Origin of the sequence: Enterobacter cloacae complex sp. 2021EL-01169 (assembly GCF_020733125.1) — a bacterium.
In the GTDB taxonomy this organism is placed as follows: domain Bacteria; phylum Pseudomonadota; class Gammaproteobacteria; order Enterobacterales; family Enterobacteriaceae; genus Enterobacter; species Enterobacter roggenkampii.
The window spans coordinates 824138-845329 of sequence record NZ_JAJFTC010000002.1 but is presented as its reverse complement, the minus strand read 5'-3'; the positions used below and the strand labels follow the sequence as shown (position 1 = coordinate 845329).

The 21192-nt window shown below is 55.8% G+C and carries 23 protein-coding genes; 18 read left to right on the top strand and 5 right to left on the bottom strand.

All coding sequences use genetic code 11. From position 1 onward, the window contains the following. The first annotated feature begins 60 nt into the window (after nt 1–60). Both LLF79_RS10420 and LLF79_RS10415 read left to right on the top strand, forming a co-directional pair. Nucleotides 61–2835 carry an autotransporter outer membrane beta-barrel domain-containing protein gene (locus LLF79_RS10420; RefSeq protein ID WP_084833135.1) on the top strand — a complete coding sequence of 925 codons (2775 nt, stop codon included), beginning with the start codon at nt 61–63 and terminating at the stop codon, nt 2833–2835. 93 nt (nt 2836–2928) lie between these two features. Continuing rightward, nucleotides 2929–3552, top strand: a complete 624-nt coding sequence (locus tag LLF79_RS10415; protein ID WP_008503292.1) for a helix-turn-helix domain-containing protein — start codon at nt 2929–2931, stop codon at nt 3550–3552. 2 nt (nt 3553–3554) lie between these two features. On the opposite strand, the gene ampH is transcribed toward LLF79_RS10415, so the two are convergent. Further along, complete coding sequence (gene ampH / locus LLF79_RS10410; RefSeq protein WP_008503291.1) at nt 3555–4715, bottom strand: D-alanyl-D-alanine-carboxypeptidase/endopeptidase AmpH; 1161 nt, start codon at nt 4713–4715, stop codon at nt 3555–3557. Nucleotides 4716–4919: 204 nt separating this feature from the next. Between ampH and LLF79_RS10405 the strand changes: the two genes are divergently transcribed. The 3 genes from LLF79_RS10405 to LLF79_RS10395 all read left to right on the top strand — a co-directional run bounded on the left by LLF79_RS10405 (nt 4920) and on the right by LLF79_RS10395 (nt 7900). Next, nucleotides 4920–5453, top strand: a complete 534-nt coding sequence (locus LLF79_RS10405; RefSeq protein ID WP_023343468.1) for an isochorismatase family protein — start codon at nt 4920–4922, stop codon at nt 5451–5453. Between the two features lie 114 nt (nt 5454–5567). Next, nucleotides 5568–6788, top strand: a complete 1221-nt coding sequence (gene sbmA / locus LLF79_RS10400; RefSeq protein WP_008503289.1) for a peptide antibiotic transporter SbmA — start codon at nt 5568–5570, stop codon at nt 6786–6788. A gap of 14 nt (nt 6789–6802) precedes the next feature. Continuing rightward, a complete protein-coding gene (locus LLF79_RS10395) occupies nt 6803–7900 on the top strand; it encodes a DUF1615 domain-containing protein (RefSeq protein ID WP_023293181.1) in 1098 nt (365 codons plus the stop codon). Here LLF79_RS10395 and LLF79_RS10390 read toward each other — a convergent pair. Further along, complete coding sequence (locus LLF79_RS10390) at nt 7897–8196, bottom strand: DUF2755 family protein (RefSeq protein ID WP_008503287.1); 300 nt, start codon at nt 8194–8196, stop codon at nt 7897–7899. The two genes, LLF79_RS10395 and LLF79_RS10390, sit on opposite strands and share 4 nt — an antisense overlap. A gap of 247 nt (nt 8197–8443) precedes the next feature. On the opposite strand from LLF79_RS10390, the gene LLF79_RS10385 reads away from it, so the two are divergent. Then, nucleotides 8444–8680: a DUF2754 domain-containing protein gene (locus LLF79_RS10385; protein ID WP_008503286.1), complete on the top strand. Its 237-nt coding sequence runs from the start codon at nt 8444–8446 to the stop codon at nt 8678–8680. On the opposite strand, the gene ddlA is transcribed toward LLF79_RS10385, so the two are convergent. Next, a complete protein-coding gene (gene ddlA, locus LLF79_RS10380; RefSeq protein WP_021241680.1) occupies nt 8677–9777 on the bottom strand; it encodes a D-alanine--D-alanine ligase in 1101 nt (366 codons plus the stop codon). The two genes, LLF79_RS10385 and ddlA, sit on opposite strands and share 4 nt — an antisense overlap. Before the next feature lie 103 nt (nt 9778–9880). On the opposite strand from ddlA, the gene LLF79_RS10375 reads away from it, so the two are divergent. From LLF79_RS10375 to adrA, 6 genes are all read left to right on the top strand, one after another. Then, nucleotides 9881–10564, top strand: a complete 684-nt coding sequence (locus LLF79_RS10375; RefSeq protein ID WP_206805162.1) for an extensin family protein — start codon at nt 9881–9883, stop codon at nt 10562–10564. Between the two features lie 167 nt (nt 10565–10731). After that, complete coding sequence (locus LLF79_RS10370; RefSeq protein WP_008503282.1) at nt 10732–11946, top strand: multidrug efflux MFS transporter; 1215 nt, start codon at nt 10732–10734, stop codon at nt 11944–11946. Nucleotides 11947–12155: 209 nt separating this feature from the next. After that, nucleotides 12156–12416, top strand: coding sequence for an anti-adapter protein IraP (gene iraP / locus LLF79_RS10365; protein WP_023293178.1), 261 nt, complete (start codon nt 12156–12158; stop codon nt 12414–12416). Nucleotides 12417–12516: 100 nt separating this feature from the next. Further along, nucleotides 12517–13932 (top strand): alkaline phosphatase, encoded by a 1416-nt coding sequence (gene phoA / locus LLF79_RS10360; protein WP_227879465.1) that lies wholly within the window; start codon nt 12517–12519, stop codon nt 13930–13932. Between the two features lie 89 nt (nt 13933–14021). Continuing rightward, a complete protein-coding gene (psiF, locus tag LLF79_RS10355; protein ID WP_150146431.1) occupies nt 14022–14342 on the top strand; it encodes a phosphate starvation-inducible protein PsiF in 321 nt (106 codons plus the stop codon). 102 nt (nt 14343–14444) lie between these two features. Further along, a complete protein-coding gene (gene adrA, locus LLF79_RS10350; RefSeq protein ID WP_227879464.1) occupies nt 14445–15548 on the top strand; it encodes a diguanylate cyclase AdrA in 1104 nt (367 codons plus the stop codon). Nucleotides 15549–15564: 16 nt separating this feature from the next. Here adrA and proC read toward each other — a convergent pair whose 3' ends face one another. Beyond that, on the bottom strand, nt 15565–16374 hold the full coding sequence (proC, locus tag LLF79_RS10345) for a pyrroline-5-carboxylate reductase (RefSeq protein WP_021241675.1): 810 nt from the start codon (nt 16372–16374) through the stop codon (nt 15565–15567). 97 nt (nt 16375–16471) lie between these two features. On the opposite strand from proC, the gene LLF79_RS10340 reads away from it, so the two are divergent. The 5 genes from LLF79_RS10340 (at nt 16472) to ppnP (ending at nt 19109) form a co-directional block, all read left to right on the top strand. Further along, nucleotides 16472–16933, top strand: a complete 462-nt coding sequence (locus LLF79_RS10340) for a YaiI/YqxD family protein (RefSeq protein ID WP_227879463.1) — start codon at nt 16472–16474, stop codon at nt 16931–16933. 141 nt (nt 16934–17074) lie between these two features. Next, nucleotides 17075–17599: a shikimate kinase AroL gene (aroL, locus tag LLF79_RS10335; RefSeq protein ID WP_008503273.1), complete on the top strand. Its 525-nt coding sequence runs from the start codon at nt 17075–17077 to the stop codon at nt 17597–17599. Nucleotides 17600–17643: 44 nt separating this feature from the next. Then, a complete protein-coding gene (gene yaiA / locus LLF79_RS10330; protein WP_008503272.1) occupies nt 17644–17835 on the top strand; it encodes a protein YaiA in 192 nt (63 codons plus the stop codon). Between the two features lie 237 nt (nt 17836–18072). Beyond that, on the top strand, nt 18073–18750 hold the full coding sequence (locus LLF79_RS10325) for an AroM family protein (protein WP_008503271.1): 678 nt from the start codon (nt 18073–18075) through the stop codon (nt 18748–18750). Between the two features lie 71 nt (nt 18751–18821). Then, the gene (gene ppnP, locus LLF79_RS10320) at nt 18822–19109 is read left to right on the top strand and encodes a pyrimidine/purine nucleoside phosphorylase (protein WP_008503270.1); all 288 of its coding nucleotides are present in this window, start codon (nt 18822–18824) and stop codon (nt 19107–19109) included. A 48-nt stretch (nt 19110–19157) separates the two neighbouring features. Here ppnP and rdgC read toward each other — a convergent pair whose 3' ends face one another. Then, nucleotides 19158–20072 carry a recombination-associated protein RdgC gene (gene rdgC, locus LLF79_RS10315; RefSeq protein ID WP_227879462.1) on the bottom strand — a complete coding sequence of 305 codons (915 nt, stop codon included), beginning with the start codon at nt 20070–20072 and terminating at the stop codon, nt 19158–19160. Nucleotides 20073–20195: 123 nt separating this feature from the next. On the opposite strand from rdgC, the gene mak reads away from it, so the two are divergent. Next, nucleotides 20196–21101: a fructokinase gene (mak, locus tag LLF79_RS10310; protein WP_021241673.1), complete on the top strand. Its 906-nt coding sequence runs from the start codon at nt 20196–20198 to the stop codon at nt 21099–21101. Nucleotides 21102–21192 lie beyond the last annotated feature (91 nt).

Sequence of the window (21192 nt, the reverse complement as noted above, 5' to 3'; positions counted from 1 at the left end):
TAAATATTGCAAATTCATTGATGGACAAACTTGCTTACGTCCCTGAGGAGGGATGACCCAATGCAAACATGGAAAAAGAAACTCGTTGTATCTCAACTTGCATTAGCCTGCACCCTGGCTATCGCTTCTCAGGCCAATGCGAAGGATATTTCCGGTACGACATATAATACCTTCGGATACGATAATACAGCGACCACTCCCTGGTATTATGGCTATGCCGACTGGGATTTCTCAGATGCCATCCACGATGGTGATATTTACCCGGTGATTAATAAAACCACCGTGAATGGTGTTATTTCAACGTACTATCTCGATGATGGCATCAATGGTCGGGCGAATGCGTTGAGTATTTCCAACAGCACCATTAATGGCATGATTACCTCTCAGTGTATGACCGCCACCTGTGCTGATGGTCTGGATGCCGACGGCACCCAACATGCTCAATACGATCGTTTTAGCCTGACCGTTGATAATTCCACCATTAACGATACGTATGAACATTATGCGTATGATGTTGTGAATGGGGAAAATACGGAAAGACACTATCTGGATACCTATGATATGGGTAATGCGATTACCCTGGATGTGGAATCAGATATTGTTATCCAGAATAATTCTCACGTCGCGGGGATTACCCTGACGCAGGGGTATCAGGAACGGGATAATACCCCGTACGACGGCGTTGAAGGCGTAGCCAACAGCAGCAAGGTCTTTACCGACACGCTACTGGTAAAAGATTCGGTACTGACTTCCGGTGCGTACCGCGATTTAGGTACCAGCGGATTCTACGGCCAGACTGCGAAGCCGAGCGACTATAGTGAAACCGACGCGACAGGGGCAGATGATGCCGCGCTGATTGTTACCGCCAGCGCGTCTGATAACGCGATGCAGACCGCTGCCACGTTCGATCACTCCACCGTTACGGGCGACATCCTGTTCTCCAGCACCTTCGACAACAACTTCTACCCGAACGGCGATCCGGCAACCGATACCACCGAAGACGGCGTCTATAACCCTACCACCAACGGCTGGGACGGCACCGATAAGCTGGATGTCACCCTGACCAACGGCAGCAAATGGGTCGGTGCTGCGCAGTCCAGCGTTGAGGCTATCGGCACGACGCAGATGTATGGCCAGGGCTACAGCAACGTAGACTGGCGCACGCTGTCCCCGAACAGCATTTGGCCGGATTCCACCTATGACAGCAACGCACATGTTGCGGGTGAAGCGGTGTATCAGAGCGGTCTGTTTAACATTGCGCTGGATAACGGCTCCGAGTGGGATACCCGCAAGATGTCTAACATCGACACGCTGACGGTAAACAACCAGTCTCAGGTCAATGTTGAAAACTCAGGCCTGCTGGCGGATACCATCACTCTGACCAATGCTTCCTCATTGAACATTGGCGACAACGGCGGCGTGGCCACCGACCATCTGTATCTGGACAGCGATAGCCGTGCGGCACTGACGGAAGAAACGGCCGAGCTGTATGCCAACACCATCACCGTGGATAACGGTGCAGAGCTGGCGCTGGGTCTGGGCCAGGTTGATACGCACACTATGGTTCTGACCGATGGCGGCGTGCTGAATGTTGCGAGCCGCGATTACGTGCTGAACAGCGATCTGAACAACGCACGCTATATCACTAACGACAAGCGCAGCGCCGATTATGACTACGGCGTAGTGGCCATTCACTCTGACGGCCATCTGGCGGTGAACGGTGACGTCGCAGGCAACTATAAAGTCCGTATCGACGACGCGACCGGAGCAGGTTCCGTCGCTGATTACAAAAATAAAGAGATTGTCCGTGTCTATGACAATAACGCGGATACGGCGGCCAGCTTTACTGCCGCAAACAAAGCCGATTTAGGTGCTTATACCTACCAGGCGCAGCAGCAGGGTGACACCGTCGTTCTGCAGCAGAAAGAACTGACCGACTATGCCAATATGGCGCTGAGCATCCCTTCTGCTAATACCAATATCTGGAATCTGCAGCAGGATGCCGTAGGTGCGCGTCTGACCAACAGCCGTCACGGCCTGGCGGATAACGGCGGGGCGTGGGTGAGCTACTTCGGCGGCAACTTCGACGGTGACAACGGCGTTATCAGCTACGATCAGGACGTGAGCGGTATTATGGTGGGTCTGGATACCCAGATTGACGGTAATAACGCGAAGTGGATCGTCGGTGGTGCGGCAGGTTTCGCGAAGGGCGATATCAGCGATCGTACCGGTCAGGTCGATCAGGATAGCCAGACGGCGATGATCTACGCGTCAGCGAAGTTCATGAACGATCTTTTCCTCGACAGCTCCCTGAGCTACACCCGCTTCAACAACGATCTCTCCGCTAACATGAGCAACGGTCAGTATGTTGACGGCAATACCACCAGTGACGCTGTTGGCTTTGGTCTGAAGCTGGGCTATGACTGGAAGCCAAACCTCTCTGGCTACGTAACGCCATACGCAGCCGTATCGGGTCTGTTCCAGTCAGGCGATGATTATCGCCTCAGCAATGACATGCGCATGGATGGACAATCATACGATAGCCTGCGTTATGAACTCGGTGTTGATACGGGTTACACCTTCAACTACGGCGGCGATCAGGCTCTGACCCCTTACTTCAAACTGGCCTGGGTTTATGACGACGCCGATAATAATGCCGATATTAACGGTGACAGCATTGATAACGGCGTGAAAGGTTCAGCTGTTCGTGTTGGGCTGGGCACCCAGTTCAGCTTCACGAAGAACTTCAGCGCTTACACGGATGCCACATATCTTGGCGGCGGCGACGTTGACCAGAACTGGGGCGCAAACCTGGGTGTGAAATATACCTGGTAATGAATAAAGCGGGGGAGGGGGTATCTCCTCCGCTTTTTAGCGAAGCAATAAAAATAATATTGAACCGACAAATACGGATGACTTGAGGTCTGCATGAACGTTAATGCGAAACCACTTTCTGAATTACGCCGGCTCGAACAGGGGTTAATAGCAGCCAGTACCCCTTTTACATGTGCACCCCAACAATTAATTACGTCGGGCGAATCGAATGAGCCTCGCACGATCGTATTACAAACCGGCGTTATTGAGATCTATCGCCCTTCTGATGAACTTCTGGTGGGGATTGCGACTGCCCCCTTTATTTTTGGTCTGGCTACGGTGATGATTAATCATTCACAAGAATACAGAGTGATTGCTAAAACGGCCTGTACTGGTTTTTATTTATCCACAGAAACTACCCGACAACAAATCCAGCAATTTTCACTGTGGAAAGAGGCCTTCAGCTGGTTATCCTGGATAAATTACATTCTTGAGAAGCGCGATAAGCAGCTGGTTGGCAATAACTCCTATCACCAGATCCGCGCGATGCTGCTTAATATGGCCGAGTGGGATGAAACGCTGCGTTCAAAAATCGGTGTGATGAATCATATTCAGCAAAGCACACGCATTTCACGTTCTGTTGTTGCTGAGGTTCTGGCCGCCCTGCGGCAGGGAAATTATATCAATATGAGCCGGGGCAAGCTGGTCAGCATCAACCGCTTGCCCACGGAATATTAATCTCAGTTGGATGCGGTAAGCACCTGGGCTTTATTGGCACTCAATTCCGCCACCAGGTTATTAACACCGTCACTCATATTGACGAAACGCGTATGTGGGGAGCGAGTGACCACCACAAACGCGCCCACGTTCGACTGCGGAATCATAGCCATATAGGTGATGAATCCGCCGCCGCCGCCGGTTTTCTGAATAATCCCCGGCCGGCCATTTTTCGGTGCCATATAGACCCAGCCCATGCCGAGCGCATCGGCTTTACCCGGCACGTCCATCCCGATGACCCGATGCAGCTGAGTACGCTGATAAATCAGGGTCTGCATACGATCGGCCTGGCTGCTGCGAGAGTAGAAATCCGAGGAAAGGAACTGCTGCATCCAACGCATCATGTCGCCAGGCGTGGAGTAAACCCCGCCGCTGCCCACGGCCGCCAGCGTGTTATTACAGGGGCTGGCGCCTTTCTCCGCCACCATCAGGCGACGGCACTGGTCTGGGGACGGGGTAAACGTGGTGTCTTTCATGCCCAGCGGACGGGTGATCTGCTCTTCAAACAGCTGGGTGTAGGGTTTGCCAGCCGCCGTTGAGAGGGCATCCGCCAGCAGGTCAAACGCCAGGTTTGAATATGAGGCCTGAGAGCCCGGCGCCGCCTTCAGCGTGGCGGTACTCAGGTAGCTCCAGCGCTGGTCGCGCGTTGGCCAGACGAATACGTCACGATGCGCCGCGCCGCCTGGCTGTTCACGCGGCAGGGCGCTGGTGTGGGTAGCAAGGTTCACAAGCCGGATCGGCGTACCCTGATACGTGGGGACCCGGGCGCCTGGCGGCGCGTATTTGCTGAGTGGATCGTCGAGCTTCACCACGCCCTGGTCGAGCAGTTTTACCAGCATTTCGCTGGTCATCAGCTTGGTTAAGGATGCGATGCGGATAACGGAATCCAGCTGCGGGTGAACGTTATTGCCCGGGCGCGTTTCGCCAAAGCTGCGAAATACACGCTGGTTTCCGTCGATAACGACCATCGCCATACCGGTCGCGCCGCTGCCGTAATAGATAAGGTTCGCGTAGCGATCGGCAATATCTGAAGCTAAAACGGGAGCCGTCAGCGGTTGGGCTGCCTGGGCGGTAGAGAAGCTCACCGCACACAGCGCGGCAAAAGAGAGCAGACAACGTTTCAACGAAAAGCATCCATGAAGTGAATGAGGAAAGTAATGGGTATTTATACTACTAATCGGTACCGTGCAATGCCCCGAATTGCATAACGATAGCGAGAAAAACGTAACCATGGGTAAATATGAACAATTTACTTGCAAGCCATCTCCCATTTTGTGACATCGGGCTTATGATAGGCACCAGTGTCACTCAATCTTACGGAGAACGGTATGTCTGAGAAGCGTGTGGTTATGGTTGTCGATATGCAGAACGGGGTGTTTGAAACCCCTCGTCATCAGCGCGAAAAGTGTGTCTCTCTGATCAACCAGCTTACCCAGGCAGCCGATACGGTGATTTTTATACAGCATACCGAGGCCGGGGGGCTGGAAGAGGGAAGCGAAGGGTTTGCGCTACTGCCTGAACTCCATCAGCCTGCTGGTGCGCTTTACGTGACCAAAACGGCCTGCGATGCCTTCTACAACACCGGGCTTGAGGCGCTGCTGCGGGAGCAGGGCATTCGTGAGTTTGTCATCTGCGGCTGCGCCACCGATTACTGCGTCGATGCGACGATCAAGAACGGCGTTAGCCGGGGCTATCACATCACCGTTGCCGAAGATGCCCATACCACCGCCAACCGTCCGGCTGCTGACGCACAGATCCTGATTAACCATCACAACGACGTCTGGCGTAACTTCATTGCGCCAGCGAATCCTCTCGCGGTGAAACGCACCGAAACAATTCTCGAAAACTGGAAAGCGAACTAATAATCAACCCATGGGTCTGACCTTTTTGCCCGGGCCGGGAGTCTGGCGCGGGCAGGTTTTCGTGTGGTGACGTGTTGTACACAGCAACAGCCATAACAACAAGAAGGAAGCATTATGTTTAAGTCTTTTTTCCCAAAGCCGGGGCCTTTTTTCCTGTCGGCATTTATTTGGGCACTGATCGCTGTCATTTTCTGGCAGGCGGGCGGCGGCGCATGGCTGACGCGCATCACGGGGGCGACAGGTGAGGTGCCGATTAGCGCGGCGCGCTTCTGGTCGCTGAGCTACCTGCTGTTTTACGCCTACTACATGGTGTGCGTAGGGCTGTTTGCCCTGTTCTGGTTTGTCTATTCACCCCACCGCTGGCAGTACTGGTCGATCCTTGGCACATCGCTGATTATCTTTGTGACCTGGTTCCTGGTGGAAGTGGGCGTAGCGGTTAACGCCTGGTATGCGCCGTTCTACGATCTGATCCAGACCGCGCTGAGCTCGCCGCATAAGGTGACCATCAATCAGTTCTACCATGAGGTCGGCGTCTTCCTCGGCATCGCCCTGATTGCGGTGATCATCGGCGTGATGAACAACTTCTTCGTTAGCCACTACGTTTTCCGCTGGCGTACCGCGATGAACGAACATTATATGGCGCACTGGCAGCACCTGCGCCATATCGAAGGCGCCGCACAGCGTGTGCAGGAAGACACCATGCGTTTTGCCTCCACGCTTGAAGACATGGGCGTCAGCTTTATCAACGCCATCATGACGCTGATTGCCTTCCTGCCGGTGCTGGTGACGCTCTCGGCGCACGTGCCGGATCTGCCGATTGTCGGCCACATTCCGTATGGTCTGGTGATTGCCGCGATTGTCTGGTCGCTGATGGGCACGGGCCTGCTGGCGGTAGTTGGGATTAAACTGCCGGGTCTGGAGTTTAAAAATCAACGCGTCGAAGCCGCATACCGTAAAGAGCTGGTGTACGGTGAAGACGATGCCAACCGCGCCTCGCCGCCGACCGTCCGCGAGCTGTTTGGCGCCGTGCGTCGTAACTATTTCCGTCTCTACTTCCACTATATGTATTTCAACATTGCGCGTATTTTGTATCTGCAGGTGGATAACGTTTTCGGTTTGTTCCTGCTGTTTCCGTCCATTGTTGCGGGTACGATTACGCTCGGTCTGATGACGCAGATCACCAACGTTTTCGGTCAGGTTCGTGGGTCGTTCCAGTACCTGATCAGCTCCTGGACCACGCTGGTGGAACTGATGTCCATCTACAAACGTCTGCGCAGCTTTGAACGCGAGCTGGACGATCGTGACCTGCAGGAAGTCACCAACACATTTAGCTAATACAGGACGTTGCTATGCCTTTTGCCGTACCGCGCGCGTTACCGTTGACCATACTGGCCGCTTTTGTGCTGGCAGGCTGTGCCGAAAAGGGGGCCGCTCCGCTCAAAAAGGGCGAGAAGCCCGTTGATGTGGCGAGCGTTGTGCGGCAGAAAATGCCCGCCAGCGTGAAAGATCGCAATGCGTGGGCAGACGCGCTGGCAAAAACCTTTGAGAGCCAAAAGATTGCGCCGACCGAGGAAAACATCTGTTCGGTGCTGGCGGTGGCACAGCAGGAGTCGATGTATCAGTCAGACCCGGCTGTGCCGGGGCTGAATAAAATCGCCTGGAAAGAGATCGACCGCCGCGCGGAGTCCATGCATATCCCGGTGTTCCTCGTGCATACCGCGCTTAAAATCACCTCGCCGAACGGCAAAAGCTACAGCGAACGGCTGGATACGGTGAAAACCGAAAAACAGCTTAGCGCTATTTTCGATGATTTCATCAACATGGTGCCGATGGGTCAGAAGCTGTTTGGCTCACTGAACCCGGTCCACACCGGTGGCCCAATGCAGGTAAGCATCGCGTTCGCGGAGAAACACACCGACGGCTATCCGTGGAAAATCGACGGTACGGTGCGCCAGGAGGTCTTCTCCCTGCGCGGCGGACTGTGGTTCGGCACGTATCACCTGCTGAACTACCCGGCGAACTACGATGAGCCGCTGTACCGCTTTGCCGACTTTAACGCCGGCTGGTATGCCAGCCGTAATGCGGCATTCCAGAGTGCGGTCAGCCGCGCAAGCGGCGTTAAGCTGGCGCTGGACGGCGATCTTATCGCCTACGGCAGCAGCGAGGCGGGAAGCACCGAGCGGGCGATCCGGAAATTATCGACAACGCTTGATATGAGCAACAGCGACATTCGCCGTCAGCTTGAGAAAGGCGACAGCCTGGCCTTTGAGAAAACGGATCTCTACAAGAAAGTGTTTGCGCTTGCCGATAAGAAAAGCGGGAAAACGTTACCGAGGGCTATCCTGCCGGGGATCCAGCTGGAAAGCCCGAAGATCACGCGTAACCTGACCACCGCGTGGTTCGCGAAACGCGTGGACGATCGCCGGGCTCGCTGTATGGGGCTTTAACGGCGGCGGCGAAAGCGCAGCACTAATGCCACAACGCCCAGAATCATACATCCCGCGAGGAAGGGGATCAGGCCGAACAGGGTGCTGACGCCAAAGCCAATCTCAACTCGCGGGCGTCCGTTATCCTGTACCTGCATGAGATGTTCATAAACGCCAGGCGCATGGACCAGCATATTGAGCAGCTGCGAGCCAGCCCAGAAGCAGAACAGAACAAACAGGGCATACGCGATATTACCCGCCGTGGAGGTTTTTGGTTTTCCGCCAAAAATCGGTTTCGACAATGTAAAGTCAGCCATGATGACCTCCGGATAAATCGCTCTGTTAATACGCTTCGTACAGGGTGAGTTTGACAGGTCATCGCATTTGTCAATATCAGAATCGTGGTAATTTACGCGCCGGAATCCTCCTGGATTGTTGATTTCTGCAGCACGTCACAATTTATTAACTTAAGTGAAATTGCGTCGCGTTTCAGAATTTCCGTATCTGCCACAGACCTGGCCGTAAAACTGTGAGAGGATGTCTTTTTTTCCTGCCGGAGTTGTTATGAAGCTCACGTCCAAACTACGCCGTGACTGGCACTACTACGCCTTCGCTATCGGGCTGATCTTTATTCTTAACGGTGTCGTGGGCCTGTTGGGGTTTGAGGCAAAAGGCTGGCAAACCTATGCCGTTGGGCTGGTGACCTGGGTTATCAGTTTCTGGCTGGCGGGGTTGATTATCCGCCGCCGTCCTGAAGAGACGACAGCGGATGAGGCAGCGTCGGCGAAGCGCGCCGATTAACCGTTTACGGAACTTTTAAGCGCGCTGTCGGCGGCGTGACGCTCCAGCGCCAGTTCGATCAGGCGGGTGATCAGTTCCGGATAGCTGAGGCCGCTCGCCTGCCACAGCTTCGGATACATGCTGATGTTAGTGAACCCCGGCAGCGTGTTGATTTCATTGATCACCACCTCGTTTTCCGCCGTCAGGAACACATCCACGCGCGCCATGCCGCAGCAGCCGAGCGTCTGATAAGCGCGAATGGCGATCGCCCGGATCTTATCATTAACCGCCGGATCGAGATCCGCAGGCACGACAACCTGCGCGCCTTTATCATCAATGTATTTGGTGTCGTACGAGTAGAAGTCGCTGTTTAAGACCACTTCGCCGCAGGTGCTCGCCTGTGGAAAATCGTTGCCCAGCACGGCGCACTCAATTTCACGGCCTTTGATGCCCTGCTCAACCACCACTTTATGGTCGAACTCAAACGCCAGGCGGACGGCCTGGGTGAACTCAGCTTCGCTGGTCACTTTGCTGACGCCCACGGAGGAGCCCTGGTTTGCTGGCTTCACAAACAGCGGCAGACCCAATTCAGCGCTAATCTGCGCGAAGCTGTGCTTGTCGCGGTTGGCGCGGGTGAGCGTCACAAACGGCGCGATATTCAGCCCGGCGTCGCGCAGCAGGCGTTTGGTGACGTCTTTGTCCATGCACGCGGCGGAGCCGAGTACGTCCGAGCCGACGAACGGCAGGTTGGCCATGCGCAGCATCCCCTGCAGGGAACCATCTTCCCCCAGCGTGCCGTGCACGATAGGGAAGACCACGTCGATCTGGGCGAGAGCCTGTGCATTGCCTGCATCGATAAGCTGCCCCTTCGCGACGCCGGGTACGGTGGCGACGCTAATTTCTGAAGGATTCAGGGCGATATGGGCCGGATCGTGAGCATTCAGCAGATACTGGCTGGCATCGTTAACGTGCCACTGGCCCTGTTTATCAATGCCCAGCAGCACCACGTCGAAACGGCTTTTATCGATCGCATCAACGATATTTTTAGCCGATTGCAATGACACTTCGTGTTCCGCTGATTTTCCCCCAAAGACAATACCTACGCGCTGCTTAGCCATCTCACTCTCTTCCAGTCTGACGAAAAGCCAATAACATACCACGATGCCCGGCGGGTTTCGCGACCTTCTGCCATAATGTTTGGGGGAATGTTCAGGGGGGCGAGTGAAAGGAAAAACGCTGCTGACCGTTTTGATTCTTATCGCCGTCGCAACGGTGGGTTACCGCTGGTTGCCGCCTTACTACAACCCTTTCATACCGCTGACGCTTGACGATCCGCCAGGCCGAATCACCCAGTATAAGCTTCGGCGCTTAACGCCCGAGGCCTGCGCAAGCCTGCTTGCGCAGGCTAATCAACGCGATCTCATCCGCACCCAGCCGGTCGCTGACAGCGCCGGGGAATGCCCGCTGAGCGACGTCGTGCGCGTGCGAGACTTCGGCCCGGTCGGCCTGAACGGCAGCTTTCTTGCCAGCTGTCCGCTGGCGCTCAGTTCAGCCCTCTTTATCAGCCAGCAGGCCCGGCCGCTGACAAAACGCTATACGGGTAGCGACCTCGCGCGTATCGATCACCTCGGTAGCTTTGCCTGCCGCAATATTTATCACCGCCCTGACGCGCGCCGCAGTGAACATGCCACGGCGGAGGCGCTGGATATTGCCGCTTTTCGTCTGGCGAACGGCGAACGCGTCACGGTGCTGAACGGCTGGAAGGCGGCCACGACGCAGCCCTGGCTGAAGGCGATGCTGGCGGCAAGCTGCGGGTACTACGGGAACGGTCTGGGGCCAGAGTATAACGCGGCGCATGCCAACCATTTTCATCTCGGAATGCGCGGTTTTGGCCTGTGCCGGTGAAGCATAATATTCCGCCAGAAAATGGATGAATTGTGACTTATTTCACAAATATGATGACTGGGAAGATAAAACACCAAAGTCGGTCAGGCCGCATCTCTGGTGCGACGTTAACACGCGTAACTTGCTAATCTGACGGCGAATTCGCCTAAAAATGAAGACTATTCTGTATGGAATCCTGGAAAGTTAATCTCATCTCGGTCTGGTTCGGTTGCTTCTTCACCGGGCTGGCCATCAGCCAGATTTTGCCGTTCTTGCCGCTGTACGTCTCGCAGCTGGGGGTCACCTCGCACGAAGCGCTCTCCATGTGGTCCGGCCTGACGTTCAGCGTCACCTTTCTGGTTTCCGCGATTGTGTCACCCATGTGGGGCAGCCTGGCCGATCGAAAAGGCAGAAAACTGATGCTGCTGCGCGCCTCGCTCGGGATGGCAATAGCCATTCTGCTGCAGGCCTTCGCCACCAACGTCTGGCAGCTGTTCTTCCTGCGGGCGGTGATGGGGCTGACGTCCGGGTATATTCCAAACGCCATGGCGCTGGTCGCCTCTCAGGTGCCGCGCGAGCGGAGCGGCTGGGCGCTGAGCACGCTCTCCACGGCGCAGATCAGCGGCGTCATCGGTGGCCCGCTGCTGGGGGGCTTTCTGGCGGACCACGTCGGACTGCGCGCGGTATTTATTATCACTGCGGTTCTGCTGGTGGTCAGTTTTCTGGTCACGCTCTTTCTGATTAAAGAGGGAGGCCGCCCGGTTATCAGTAAATCTGAACGCCTGAGCGGCAAGGCCGTTTTCGCCTCGCTGCCTTATCCGGGGCTGATGATCAGCCTTTTTGTCACCACCATGGTGATCCAGCTCTGTAACGGTTCCGTGGGGCCGATACTGGCGCTGTTTATCAAGTCAATGGAGCCGGAGAGCACGAACATCGCTTTTTTGAGCGGCATGATTGCCGCCGTGCCGGGCGTATCCGCCCTGATTTCCGCGCCGCGTCTCGGAAAACTGGGTGACAGGATCGGTACGGCGCGCATCCTGATGGCGACGCTGATCTTTGCGGTGGTGCTCTTCTTTGCGATGTCGTTCGTCACCTCTCCGCTTCAGCTTGGCGTACTGCGATTTCTGCTCGGGTTTGCCGATGGCGCCATGTTGCCTGCGGTACAGACCCTGCTGGTCAAATATTCCAGCGACCAGGTGACGGGGCGTATTTTTGGATATAACCAGTCATTTATGTATCTGGGCAATGTTGCCGGTCCGCTTATTGGCGCCTCCGTTTCCGCGATGGCCGGTTTTCGTTGGGTTTTTGCGGCGACGGCGATTGTCGTTTTAATCAATATTATCCAGCTGGCTATTGCGCTGCGACGCCGCAGACAAATGGCGGAGGCGAAATCGGCGAGATAACGCTTTCGCAGATGTATTATATATTCTTATGGTAGCCGCATTTTTATATAACAAAATGCGGCGTCTTTTTATAGAAAAACGTTTCGCTCACGGCGAGGTCTCTTTATTTCCGTTTCTGTATCACTTTTGCATACCATAATTAATTTCTTCTCTTTGCATTATGGATTCAGAGTGATAACGTCAGATAAAACTGAAAAGGAACTGGCACGATGAAAAACCTCATTGCTGAATTGCTGGTCAAGCTGGCACAAAAGGAAGAAGAGTCAAAAGAGCTGGTGGCCCAGGTCGAAGCGCTTGAAATTGTGGTCACCGCGCTGCTGCGACAAATGGCGAAAACCGATCAGCAGGCGTTGATTGAGAGCGTGGAAGGCGCGCTGGAGAGCGTCAGGCCTGAATCGCAGGTACCGGTTGAAGATGCTGAGATGCTCCACCAGTACGTAAAGAAGCTGTTAAGGCATCCGCGCAGCTAAACCGTCACAGGACGTAACGACGTGTCATAGAATTGTCATGCAGGATGCCTATAGTCGCTCTGTTTTTTATTTTTATGTATTTTTACATGGAGAAAATAAATTGAAACAGAGCGCAATTTTCATCGCATTACTTCCTCTGTTAATTACCCCTGCCATTTATGCTGACACGACGCAAACCAGCGTCCTGGATAATCGTGCGGCAAAAGGGGATATCACCCAGCCCGGCGGCGCGCGCCGATTGTCGGAAGATCAAACCGCCGCCATTCGCGCTTCGCTTAATGAAAAACCGGCGAAAAATATTATTCTGCTGATTGGCGATGGAATGGGTGATTCCGAAATCACGGCGGCGCGAAATTATGCCGAGGGGGCGGGCGGCTTTTTTAAAGGTATCGACGCATTACCGCTGACCGGACAATATACCCACTACGCGCTGGATAAAAAAACCGGTAAACCGGATTACGTAACGGACTCTGCGGCCTCGGCCACGGCGTGGTCCACCGGCGTGAAAACCTATAATGGCGCGCTGGGCGTGGATATTCACGAAAAAGATCGTCAAACCCTTCTGGAGATGGCAAAAGCGGCGGGCCTGGCGACCGGTAACGTCTCCACCGCTGAACTTCAGGATGCGACGCCTGCGGCGCTGGTGGCACACGTGACCTCGCGTAAATGCTACGGCCCGTCAGTGACCAGCGAAAAATGCCCAACGAACGCGCTGGAAAAAGGTGGCAAAGGCTCGATTACGGAACAGCTGCTGAATGCGCGTCCTGACGTGACGCTGGGCGGCGGCGCGAAAACCTTCGCGGAAACCGCGACGGCGGGCGAGTGGCAGGGCAAAACGCTGCGCGAGCAGGCGCAGGCGCGCGGCTATCAGCTGGTGAGTGACGCAAATTCGCTGGCGGCGATAACCGAGGCTAACCAGGACAAGCCGCTGCTGGGGCTGTTCTCTGACGGCAACATGCCCGTGCGCTGGGAAGGTCCAAAAGCCTCATATCACGGCAATATCGATAAGCCAGCAGTGACCTGTACGCCTAACCCTAAACGCACGGACAGCGTACCGACGCTGGCGGCGATGACCGATAAAGCGATCGATCTGCTGAGCAAGAGCGAAAAAGGGTTCTTCCTGCAGGTTGAGGGGGCGTCAATCGATAAGCAGGATCATGCGGCAAATCCGTGCGGTCAGATTGGCGAAACCGTCGATCTGGACGAAGCGGTGCAGAAGGCGCTCGCGTTCGCGAAAAAAGACGGTAACACCCTGGTGATCGTCACCGCGGATCACGCGCACGCCAGCCAGATCGTTCCGCCAGATACCAAAGCCCCTGGCCTGACGCAGGCGCTCAACACCAAAGATGGCGCCGTCATGGTGATGAGCTACGGCAACTCTGAAGAAGAGTCCATGGAGCACACCGGCACCCAGCTGCGCATTGCCGCCTACGGCCCGCACGCGGCCAACGTGGTAGGCCTGACGGATCAAACGGATCTGTTCTACACCATGAAGGCGGCGCTGGGTCTGAAATGATAAATTCCCGGCGGAAATCACATCTGCCGGGTGGTTTTTTTCCTGTCACGAACCAGACTTACAGGGAATGTTCACAAAAGGATGGTGCAATGAAAACAACATTACTGGTTACTATGCTCTCCGGCCTGTTCCTGGTCGCCTCGGCGAACGCGGAAGAGAAAACGTTAACGCCGCAGCAGCAGCGTATGACCACCTGTAATCAACAGGCGACGTCTCAGAGTCTGAAGGGCGATGCCCGCAAGACCTACATGAGCGACTGCCTCAAAAACGGCGCTTCAAAGCCAGCTGAAAAAAGCCTGACGCCTCAGCAGCAAAAGATGCGCGAGTGTAATGCCAAGGCAACCGAGCAGTCCCTGAAAGGGGATGACCGCAGCAAGTTCATGAGTGCCTGCCTGAAGAAAAAAGTGTAGTTCGAACGGGTGAGCGGCTCCGGCGGCTCACCCGAAATTTCATACTTTCCCCGCAGACCCCCTCTCTATAATTTGGGAAAATGTTTCAGAATATTCCCAAAAATGATGAATGATGAAACGTATTACAACACAAAGCGCATTCGGGAAGAGTGGAATTTAACCCTTTCTCAGGATGACCCTCACCGCGCCGGCATTCAGTTTGCCCGGCGGGTTCGGCTGGCGCGCGCCGTGGGGCTGGCAGCGATATTTTTCCCGATTGCAGGAATGCTGGTCACCCATTTTTTACCCGGCGGCTGGTGGCTTTTACTGGTCGGTTGGGCGTTCGTCTGGCCCCATTTCGCCTGGCAGTTATCCTGTCGGGCCGCGTCACCTCATCAGCAGGAAGAGTTCAATCTTAAGATCGATGCCATCATTGCCGGGCTCTGGATCGGCGTGATGGGGATGAGCGCGTTACCCTCGGCAGCGCTGGTGATGATGGTCGGAATGAATATGATGGGCTCCGGGGGCTGTCGTCTGTTTATCCCGGGGATCCTGCTGACTCTGCTCTCCGCGCTGGTGACGCTGCCGATTGTTGGGCGCGTGGCCGTCTTCAACCCCGACCTCGTGGAGTGGAGCTTAACGCTTCCCGTACTGGTGCTTTATCCCATGCTGTTTGCCTGGCTCAGCCACCGCACCGCCGTCAGGCTTGCTGAGCACAAGCAGCGGCTGGAAATGATGAGCACCCGCGACGGCATGACCGGGGTCTATAATCGCCGACACTGGGAAATGCTGCTGCGAAATGAATTTGAGCATTGCCGCCGCGATCGCTGCACCGCCACGATTTTACTGATTGATATCGACCACTTTAAAAATATCAACGATACCTGGGGGCACGCCGTGGGGGATGAGGCGATCATTGCCATCACGCGCCAGCTTCAGATGTCGGTGCGGTCAGGTGATGCCATCGGCCGGTTTGGCGGGGATGAGTTTGCGGTGATTATGTCGCAGACCGCAGCGGAAAGCGCCATCGCCGTCATGTCCCGGGTGCATGAGCGGCTGGAAAAGCTGTCGCTACCGTGCGCGCCAAAAGAGGCGCTGCGCATCAGCGTGGGCGTTGCCCCCTGGGGGCCGCAGTTTGCACATTATCGGGAATGGCTAAAGGCGGCTGACGTGGCGCTGTACAGGGCGAAAAATGCCGGGCGCAGCCGCACCGAAGTGGCCGCCTGACGCCCGACTGAAACGATCAGGATTTACTCAGCTTCTCTGATTTTTCCATGCATTTTGCCATTGCCTCAATGACGGCCGAGCGGAAACCGCGCTCCTCCAGCACCCGCACCGCTTCGATGGTGGTACCGCCTGGGGAGCAAACCATATCTTTCAGTTCACCCGGGTGTTTGCCGGTTTCCAGCACCATTTTGGCGGAGCCCATGACGGCCTGCGCGGCGAACTTATACGCCTGGGCGCGCGGCATTCCGCCAAGCACGGCGGCATCGGCCATCGCTTCCAGGAACATGAAGACATACGCAGGCGCAGAACCACTCACGCCCACCACCGGATGGATCATCGATTCGGCAATCACTTCCGCTTCGCCGAAGCAGCGGAAAATGTTCAGCACATCGGCTACGTCTTCCGGGGTCACCAGCGCGTTAGGCGTGACGGAGGTCATGCCGGCGTTAACCAGCGAGGGGGTATTGGGCATTGCGCGAACAATTTTGCGGTCATGGCCCAGCGCGCGCGCCAGCTGGTCAAGCGTCACGCCCGCGGCAATCGACACCACCAGCGTCTCTTTATTCAGGCTGGAGGTGATGTCGCTCAGCACTTTGATCATGATGTTCGGCTTGACGGCGCCAAAGACGATATCGGCGACCTGGGCCACTTCCTGCGCGCTTTCGGCAGCGTTAATCCCGTATTGATCGCGCAGCGCGGCGACCTTGTCCGGTGACGGGGTATAGACCCAAATCTGACCCGGCAGCACCTGCCCGCTGGCGATCAGGCCGCCCAGAATGGCTTTGCCCATGTTACCGCAGCCGATAAACCCGATTTTCTTGTCCATCACGATCCTCCGTCATTATGCGTTGTTTTCTCTGATTGATAGCTTAACAACGAAATGCAGGCGACAATAGTCGGCAGAGTCATTATGGGGAGACAATATGGCGATTTGGGTTGATGCGGACGCGTGTCCGAACGTGATTAAAGAGATTTTATTTCGCGCCGCCGAGCGCGTTCAGATGCCGCTGACGCTGGTGGCGAACCAGAATATTCGCGTGCCGCCTTCGCGCTTCATTCGTTCTTTGCGCGTGCCTGCCGGGTTTGACGTGGCGGACAACGAAATTGTCCGCCTGTGCAGCGCGGAAGATCTGGTGATCACGGCGGACATTCCGCTGGCGGCCGACGTGCTGGATAAAGGGGCGGCAGCGCTCAATCCGCGCGGTGAGCGATACTCGCCGTCGACCATCCGCGAGAAACTTACGATGCGCGATTTTATGGATACCATGCGGGCCAGCGGCGTGCAGACCGGTGGGCCGGACAGCCTCTCACAGCGCGATCGCCAGCAGTTTGCTGCCGAGCTGGATAAATGGCTGCTGGAAGTGAAGCGCCGTACAGCGAAATGATAATTATTGTCAATGTGTGGTACAGTGTGGCCTCCACAGGGTTGTCATCCCGTACCGCTTTGCAGTAAAGTAATCGCAACATCTTCTGCAATTATTTCTTTACACTCTTCAGCCTTCCGGCATCAAGGGGAACACCTGGCTATGACCCAACCCATCTTTTTAGTTGGCCCCCGCGGCTGTGGGAAAACCACCGTTGGCCTGGAGCTGGCACGCGTGTGTCATCGCCAGTTTGTGGATACCGACCACTGGCTGCAAACCGAGGCCGGAAAAACCATCGCCGACATTGTTGAGCAGGAAGGCTGGGAGAGCTTTCGCGCACGCGAAACGGCCGCGCTGAAAGCGGTCACGACCCCGTCCGCGGTGATCGCCACCGGCGGTGGCATTGTTCTGGCGGAGTGTAATCGTCACTTTATGCGCGAAAAGGGGATTGTGATTTACCTCAGCGCGCCGGTGTCGGCCCTGGTTGGGCGTCTGGAAGCCTTTCCGGAAGAGGGGCAACGCCCTGCGCTGACCTCCAGGCCGCTGAACGAAGAGGTGAGTGAAGTGCTGGCCGAACGCGATGCGTTATACCGCGAAGCGGCTCACCACGTGGTGGATGCGTCCGCCTCTCCCGAAGACGTTGTGATTCAGATTATTACCGCCCTGCGTTTGGCGTGTGCCAGCTAAGCGGCGTCTATACTTATAGCTCAGACATAAAAAAAGGATGAGCTATGCCAACAAGACCTCCCTATCCGCGTGAAGCGCGCATTGTGACCGTTGAAAAAGGCCAGACAGGTCACACTGTGACCTGGTATCAACTGCGTGCCGATCACCCCAAACCCGACTCGCTGATCAGTGAACACGAGACGGAACAGGAAGCGCTGGATGCGAAGCGGCGCTATGAAGATCCCGACATAACCTGAGCGGTTTCCTAAACGCTCCAGGATCGTGCCTGAATCACACTTTTTACTCATCGTAAAAGTTAAGCAGGAGTTAATATTTAGTTAATACAAGTAACTCTGGTATCGGCAGGCGATCTTTACATTTCGGTGTCGGGATCACCTGCTACGCTTGGTGCTGTTTTGTTGAAAAAACGAACTGTGCAGCGTAGTGAGTCTGTACCTGTGTGCACGATGTTGGAGTAATGGAAGGCGATAAAGATGAAGGCAACGTTGGCGATCCTCACCATTGGTGTGGTCCCTGTAAGCGAAGTGTTACCGCTCTTAACCGAGCATGTATCTGAACAACAGATTACGCATCTCAGCCTGCTGGGCAAGATGAGTCGGGAAGAGGTCATGGAAGACTACGCTGTCGAGGCGGGGGAGGATCCCCTGGCGACGTTATTAAGTGACGGTAAACTGGCGCATGTTTCCCGCCAGAAGATCGAGCGCTCGCTACAGGGCGTAATAGAAGTGCTCGATAATCAGGGCTATGACGTTATTTTGCTGATGAGCACCGCCCCCATAAAGGGACTTACGGCGCGCAATGCGATTTTGCTGGAACCGATGCGCATCATTCCGCCGCTGGTGGCCTCCATCGTGGATGGTCATCAGGTGGGGGTGATTGTCCCCATCGAGGAGCTCATGGATAACCAGGAGGCAAAATGGCACGTGCTGGAAAAAGTGCCCTTGTACGCGCTGGCGAATCCGTTCTGGGACAGCGAGGCCAAACTCATTGCGGCCGGGAAGGAACTGCTGGAAAGAGGGGCCGATGTCCTGATTCTGGACTGCCTGGGGTTCCACCAGCATCATCGTGATTTACTGCAAAAAGCGCTGGATGTGCCGGTGCTGTTATCCAACGTTCTGATGGCTCGCCTGGCCTCGGAACTGCTCATGTAATGATTTTGCGTGACAGGTGATGAGCATGGCCCCTATAGTGAATTTTTATCTAAAAATATAAGGGCCAGTTCATGCTTCAGAGTAACGAATACTTTTCCGGTAAAGTGAAATCCATTGGTTTTACCAGCAGCAGCACTGGCCGCGCCAGCGTTGGCGTCATGGCGGAAGGGGAATACACCTTCGGCACGGCGGAAGCGGAAGAGATGACGGTCGTCAGCGGGGCGCTGAACGTCTTACTGCCGGGTGAAACGGAATGGAAAGTTTACGCAGCCGGACAGGTTTTCAACGTCCCTGGCCACAGTGAGTTCCATCTGCAGGTGGCTGAACCTACCTCTTATCTGTGCCGCTACCTGAAATAAAAAATTAGCCGGGTGGCGCTAACGCTTACCCGGCCTACGGTTTGCCCGTTATCTCTGCGCTTCGCCGCCGAGACCTTCCACCAGATTCTGAATCAACGCCGCCAGCTCGCCGGTCATCAGGATGAAGTCCGCGTCGAAACGCTGGGCGTAATCTTCCCTGTCGATATCTTCGTTCTGATCGCGCAGCTCGTCGCAGAACTTCAGACGCTTCACGGAGCCGTCGTCGCACATCACGAACTGAATACGCTGCTGCCAGTCGAGCGCCAGCTTGGTGACCACTTTGCCCGCTTCGATGTGGACGGCGATCTCGTCGCTCACCAGATCCTGCTTCTTCGCGCGGATCACGCCGCCATCTTCCAGCAGGGCTTTCAGCTCGGCTTCATCAAGGATCTGGAAACCCTGAGCCGCAGCACCGCTGCGTACCCATTCGGTCAGCGTCAGCTCGATCGGCGTTTCCAGCGCCAGCGGAACGACCGGTAACGAGCCGATGCTTTTACGCAGCAGGGCCAGCGTATCTTCTGCTTTCTTGGCGCTGGCGCAGTCCACCATGATCAGCCCGTTAACGGTGTCGATCCACATCATGGTCTGGCTTAAGCGGCTGAAGGCGCGCGGCAGCAGGGAGTGCAGTACTTCATCTTTCAGCGAATCTTTTTCGGTCTTTTTCAGCTTGCGGCCCTGTTCGGCTTCCAGCTTGAGAATTTTCGCTTCGAGTGCCTGCTTAACCACCGGCGTCGGCAGTATTTTCTCTTCTTTACGGGCGCAGACGATGATTTGACCCGTGCTGCTGGCGTGGGTCAGTGCATCGCTTTGTGAACCCATTGGCGGAACCCAACCGGTTTTCGCCATATCCTGGCTACCGCAAGGGGAAAAGGTATAAGCGGCTAACTGTTTTTCCATCTCTTCTGCACGCAGCGAAACGTCGCGGCTGAGACGGTAAACCATCAAATTTTTGAACCACAGCATGATAATTTCCACGGCCTTGTCGTTAAATCAGCGGGCATGATAACGAATTGTCGCATCGCTTGCATTGCTAATCGGGAAGCGTGCTTCTACTCTGTTGATAATCAAAATAATGAGGAGAGTCTTGTGCGTATTGGGATCGATTTGGGCGGCACCAAAACAGAAGTCATCGCACTGAGCGAGCAGGGGGAGCAGCTGTTCCGCCATCGTCTGCCAACGCCGCGCGATGATTATCACCAGACTATCGAGACGATTGCCAGGCTGGTCGAGATGGCCGAGCAGGCGACAGGGCAAACCGGCAGCGTCGGGATGGGGATACCGGGGTCGATCTCGCCGTATACCGGCGTGGTTAAAAATGCCAACTCCACCTGGCTCAACGGTCAGCCGTTTGATAAAGATTTAAGCGCGCGCCTGAAGCGGGAAGTGCGTCTGGCCAACGACGCCAACTGCCTGGCGGTCTCTGAGGCCATCGACGGCGCGGCGGCCGGTGCCCAGACCGTGTTTGCCGTGATCATCGGCACCGGCTGCGGTGCGGGCGTAGCGTTCGGCGGGCGCGCCCATATCGGCGGTAACGGCACCGCGGGCGAGTGGGGGCACAACCCGCTGCCGTGGATGGATGAAGACGAACTCAAATACCGCACCGAAGTGCCGTGCTACTGCGGAAAACAGGGCTGTATTGAGACCTTTATCTCCGGCACCGGTTTTGCGACCGATTACCACCGCCTGAGCGGCCAGCCGCTCAAGGGAAATGAGATCATGCGTCTGGTCGAAGCGCAGGATCCGGTGGCGGAGCTGGCCCTGAGCCGCTATGAAATGCGGCTGGCGAAATCCCTGGCCCACGTGGTGAATATTCTCGACCCAGACGTAATTGTGCTGGGCGGCGGCATGAGCAACGTCGACCGGCTGTACGCCACGGTGCCGAACCTGGTGAAGCAGTGGGTCTTCGGCGGCGAGTGTGAAACGCCGATCCGCAAAGCCGTCCACGGGGACTCCAGCGGCGTGCGCGGCGCGGCGTGGCTGTGGCCAGAATAAACGGCTCTGTAAGCCCGGTAAGCGAAGCGCCACCGGGCGAATTCAGGCAGCCACAATAAAAAAGCCGGGGGGCGGCTACGCCTTACCCGGC

What these genes read in the sequence shown, in the direction of transcription:
- rdgC (WP_227879462.1), bottom strand. Translation starts at nt 20,072, where the DNA reads ATGCTGTGGTTCAAAAATTTGATGGTTTACCGTCTCAGCCGCGACGTT.
- LLF79_RS10395 (WP_023293181.1), top strand. Translation starts at nt 6,803, where the DNA reads ATGCCTTTTGCCGTACCGCGCGCGTTACCGTTGACCATACTGGCCGCT.
- ppnP (WP_008503270.1), top strand. Translation starts at nt 18,822, where the DNA reads ATGCTTCAGAGTAACGAATACTTTTCCGGTAAAGTGAAATCCATTGGT.
- ddlA (WP_021241680.1), bottom strand. Translation starts at nt 9,777, where the DNA reads ATGGCTAAGCAGCGCGTAGGTATTGTCTTTGGGGGAAAATCAGCGGAA.
- LLF79_RS10420 (WP_084833135.1), top strand. Translation starts at nt 61, where the DNA reads ATGCAAACATGGAAAAAGAAACTCGTTGTATCTCAACTTGCATTAGCC.
- LLF79_RS10370 (WP_008503282.1), top strand. Translation starts at nt 10,732, where the DNA reads ATGGAATCCTGGAAAGTTAATCTCATCTCGGTCTGGTTCGGTTGCTTC.
- LLF79_RS10385 (WP_008503286.1), top strand. Translation starts at nt 8,444, where the DNA reads ATGAAGCTCACGTCCAAACTACGCCGTGACTGGCACTACTACGCCTTC.
- adrA (WP_227879464.1), top strand. Translation starts at nt 14,445, where the DNA reads ATGATGAATGATGAAACGTATTACAACACAAAGCGCATTCGGGAAGAG.
- yaiA (WP_008503272.1), top strand. Translation starts at nt 17,644, where the DNA reads ATGCCAACAAGACCTCCCTATCCGCGTGAAGCGCGCATTGTGACCGTT.
- psiF (WP_150146431.1), top strand. Translation starts at nt 14,022, where the DNA reads ATGAAAACAACATTACTGGTTACTATGCTCTCCGGCCTGTTCCTGGTC.
- proC (WP_021241675.1), bottom strand. Translation starts at nt 16,374, where the DNA reads ATGGACAAGAAAATCGGGTTTATCGGCTGCGGTAACATGGGCAAAGCC.
- LLF79_RS10325 (WP_008503271.1), top strand. Translation starts at nt 18,073, where the DNA reads ATGAAGGCAACGTTGGCGATCCTCACCATTGGTGTGGTCCCTGTAAGC.
- iraP (WP_023293178.1), top strand. Translation starts at nt 12,156, where the DNA reads ATGAAAAACCTCATTGCTGAATTGCTGGTCAAGCTGGCACAAAAGGAA.
- LLF79_RS10390 (WP_008503287.1), bottom strand. Translation starts at nt 8,196, where the DNA reads ATGGCTGACTTTACATTGTCGAAACCGATTTTTGGCGGAAAACCAAAA.
- sbmA (WP_008503289.1), top strand. Translation starts at nt 5,568, where the DNA reads ATGTTTAAGTCTTTTTTCCCAAAGCCGGGGCCTTTTTTCCTGTCGGCA.
- LLF79_RS10340 (WP_227879463.1), top strand. Translation starts at nt 16,472, where the DNA reads ATGGCGATTTGGGTTGATGCGGACGCGTGTCCGAACGTGATTAAAGAG.
- LLF79_RS10415 (WP_008503292.1), top strand. Translation starts at nt 2,929, where the DNA reads ATGAACGTTAATGCGAAACCACTTTCTGAATTACGCCGGCTCGAACAG.
- aroL (WP_008503273.1), top strand. Translation starts at nt 17,075, where the DNA reads ATGACCCAACCCATCTTTTTAGTTGGCCCCCGCGGCTGTGGGAAAACC.
- LLF79_RS10405 (WP_023343468.1), top strand. Translation starts at nt 4,920, where the DNA reads ATGTCTGAGAAGCGTGTGGTTATGGTTGTCGATATGCAGAACGGGGTG.